This is a genomic window from Fulvivirga kasyanovii, from assembly GCF_009711405.1.
Taxonomy (GTDB): Bacteria; Bacteroidota; Bacteroidia; order Cytophagales; family Cyclobacteriaceae; genus Fulvivirga; species Fulvivirga kasyanovii.
In genome coordinates this window covers 1-3,174 of record NZ_SMLW01000250.1, presented here as the reverse complement: position 1 = coordinate 3,174, position 3,174 = coordinate 1, and the positions used below count along the sequence as shown (strand labels likewise).

The 3,174-nt window shown below is 39.9% G+C and carries 1 protein-coding gene; it reads left to right on the top strand.

Features of this window, described 5'->3' with window-relative positions; translation table 11 throughout:
• Positions 1–27: 27 nt before the first annotated feature.
• The coding region (locus tag E1163_RS01455) for a condensation domain-containing protein (protein WP_246223458.1) at positions 28–3,174 on the top strand (3,147 nt) is incomplete at its 3' end.

Here is a 3,174-nt window from a genome sequence, read left to right as displayed (position 1 = left end):
GGCGAGTTATGTATAACAGGGATGGGCTTGGCACGAGGTTATGTAGGGGATAAGGAATTAACGGATAGTAAATTTGTGCCTCATCCATTAAGGGAAGGGGAGCGGATGTACAAGACTGGGGATTTGGCGCGTTGGCGTGCGGATGGGCATATTGAGTTTTTGGGTCGTATAGATAATCAGGTAAAGATTCGTGGTTTCCGTATAGAATTGGGAGAGATCGAGTATCAATTGAATAGACATCCCAATATTAGCGATTCGGTAGTGGTTGTGCATGAATTTTCAGGGGATAAGTTTTTAGTGGGTTACTATGTTTCGTCCGATGTACATGACCCTAGGGACTTGAAAGGGTATTTATCGGAGAACCTTCCTGATTATATGGTTCCTTCTTACTTTGTAATGTTAGATGAATTGCCAATTACGAGCAATGGGAAAGTAAACCGCAAAGCTTTACCTAAGCCAGAAATAGTTACAGGAGATAACTACGTTGCAGCACAAAGTCCTACTGAGTTATTGCTGGTTGACGTGTGGTCAGACATATTACAACTAGATAGATCTACTATTGGTACACGTCAAAGTTTTTTTGAATTGGGAGGCCATTCTTTACGTGCAGCAGTTTTAGTGAATCGTCTTCAAAAGCAGTTAGAGGTGGAAGTGCCTTTGAAGGAAGTTTTCATACATCAAGATATCAACAGCCTGGGACAATATATTGATAGTTTGGGTAAGTCAGGCTATAACCGCATTGAACCTTGTTTATCGAAGGAGCATTATGTTATGTCTTCAGCCCAGAGACGGATGTACTTTTTGTATGAGTTTGACAAGGGTTCACTATTATACAATATGCCAGAGGTAGTTAGACTAGGAAGTAAAGTAGTGGTATCCGATCTGGAATGGGCTATAAAATCATTAATATCCCGTCATGAAGTATTACGGACAATCTTTATAATGTTAGAGGGTGAGCCTGTCCAGCGTGTTTTGGAAGAGGTACCGTTTGAGTTGGTTCATTACCCGACCGTTGATGAGGATATTTCCGGTATCGTAGAAGAATTTGTTCGTCCCTTTGACTTGCATAATGGGCCATTAATCCGTGCAGGTTTAATCCATCAGCGTTTACCCGGAGCTGATCAGGATTACATTTTACTGATTGACATGCATCATATTATCAGTGATGGTATATCTCATGAGATACTAGTGAGAGATTTTCTATCGCTGTACAATAAGGAAGAGTTACCGCCTGTTGATCTGCATTATAAGGACTATGCAGAATGGCAACAGAGTTCGGTCCAGCAGCAGGCCTTATCCACCCATAAGGATTTCTGGTTGGGCTTATTTTCAGAAGATGTTCCATTGTTAGATTTACCGACTGATTTTATCCGTCCTCAGGTGAAGTCCTATCAAGGGAGCTATATGGGGTTTACGTTAAGTGCCGCATCCAATAAAGCATTACGTTCTTTATCTGAAAGTAGTAGTTCTACCCTTTACATGGTATTGTTAAGTATTTACAATATATTTTTAAGCAAACTGAGCGGAGAGCAGGACATCGTAGTTGGTACTCCAGTGGCAGGCCGCTCCCATGCTGACCTGGAACATATGGTAGGGATGTTTGTGAACACGGTTGTGTTGCGTAATCATGTAGCAGGTGACCTGTCCTACACGGCTTTTCTTTCACAGTTACATTCAGACACTTTAACGTGTTTTGACCATCAAACTTATCAATATGAAGAGTTGATTGATGCTTTAAATGTTGAACGGAATACAGGTCGTAACCCATTGTTTGATGTATTTTTTTCTTATCGTTCGTTAGATGATATCTTGAGTGGGCCTTCGGATTTTTCGTTATCCTCTGTTTCTCTGGAACATAAGGTTTCGAAGTTTGATTTGACATTAGTGGCGACTGATACAGGAGAAGATTTGTTCTTAGGGTTTGAATATTCCACGGAGTTATTTAAACCCGAAACGATAGAGCGTTTTATAAGTTATTTTCAGGGTATTGTTAGTGCTATTTTATCAGATGTAGATAGAAGCCTTTCCTCGATTTCGATCATTACAACTGGTGAACGAGATCAAATACTCTATGAGTTTAATGATACCATTTTATCTTCTAAGGATGATTCGACCATCATATCATGCTTCCAACGCCAGGTAAGTGCTACCCCAGAAAATATAGCGATAAAATTTTCAGATAAAACATTGACCTACAGTCAAGTATCTGAAATTTCAGATCAATTTTCAGCGTATTTGTCGTCAGAGATGGACATCAATAGAGGAGACTTGGTGGGAGTGATCCTTGAGCGTGAAGAGTACTTATTTCCATGCTTACTTGGTGTAATGAAAACAGGTGCTGCTTATGTACCTATTGATCCAAATTATCCGACAGACCGTAAGCGTTTGATTTTGGAAGATTCGGAAGTAAAAATGGTGATAACAAGAACAAGCCTGGGGTCTTCTTTTTTCTCTTCTTCGGTACAGCTACTAGATTTAGATGCATCTTTATCAGAAATTACCTCGCGTTCTACTTATCCAACAGGTATTGATGTACAAGGGAGTGATCTGGCCTATATCATTTATACTTCAGGGTCGACCGGTAAACCTAAAGGTGTGATGATTGAACACAAGTCATTACTTAACCTTACCCAAGGTATGCAAGAATATTATCCTTTGCACGAAGAGGGTTGTTATCTTTTTAAGACTTCTTTTTCATTTGACGTTTCTTGTTCAGAGTTATTTGGATGGTTTTACTCTGGAGGTTCGCTTGCCGTATTACAGCCAGGGGCAGAAACGGATGCTGATGATATAATACAAACTGTTGAGTATCATGGTGTGAGCCACATGAACTTTGTGCCTTCGATGTTTTCTTTGTTTATAGAGCATCTAAAGGAACAGCCAAAAGAGCGGTATCAAAGTCTAAGTTATATATTCCTGGCAGGCGAAGCGCTCAATCGAGAGTTAGTTTATCAATTTGACCAATTGGGCACTGATATACAGCTAGAGAACTTATATGGTCCTACTGAGGCTACTATTTATAGTAGTGGCTATTCTACCTCACATCATGACATGTCGTGTGATATACCTATCGGTAAACCATTAAGAAATGTTAACCTATATATAATAGATCAATGCAATCATCTACAACCGGTAGGTGTTGCTGGCGAGTTATGTATAACAGGGATGGGCTTG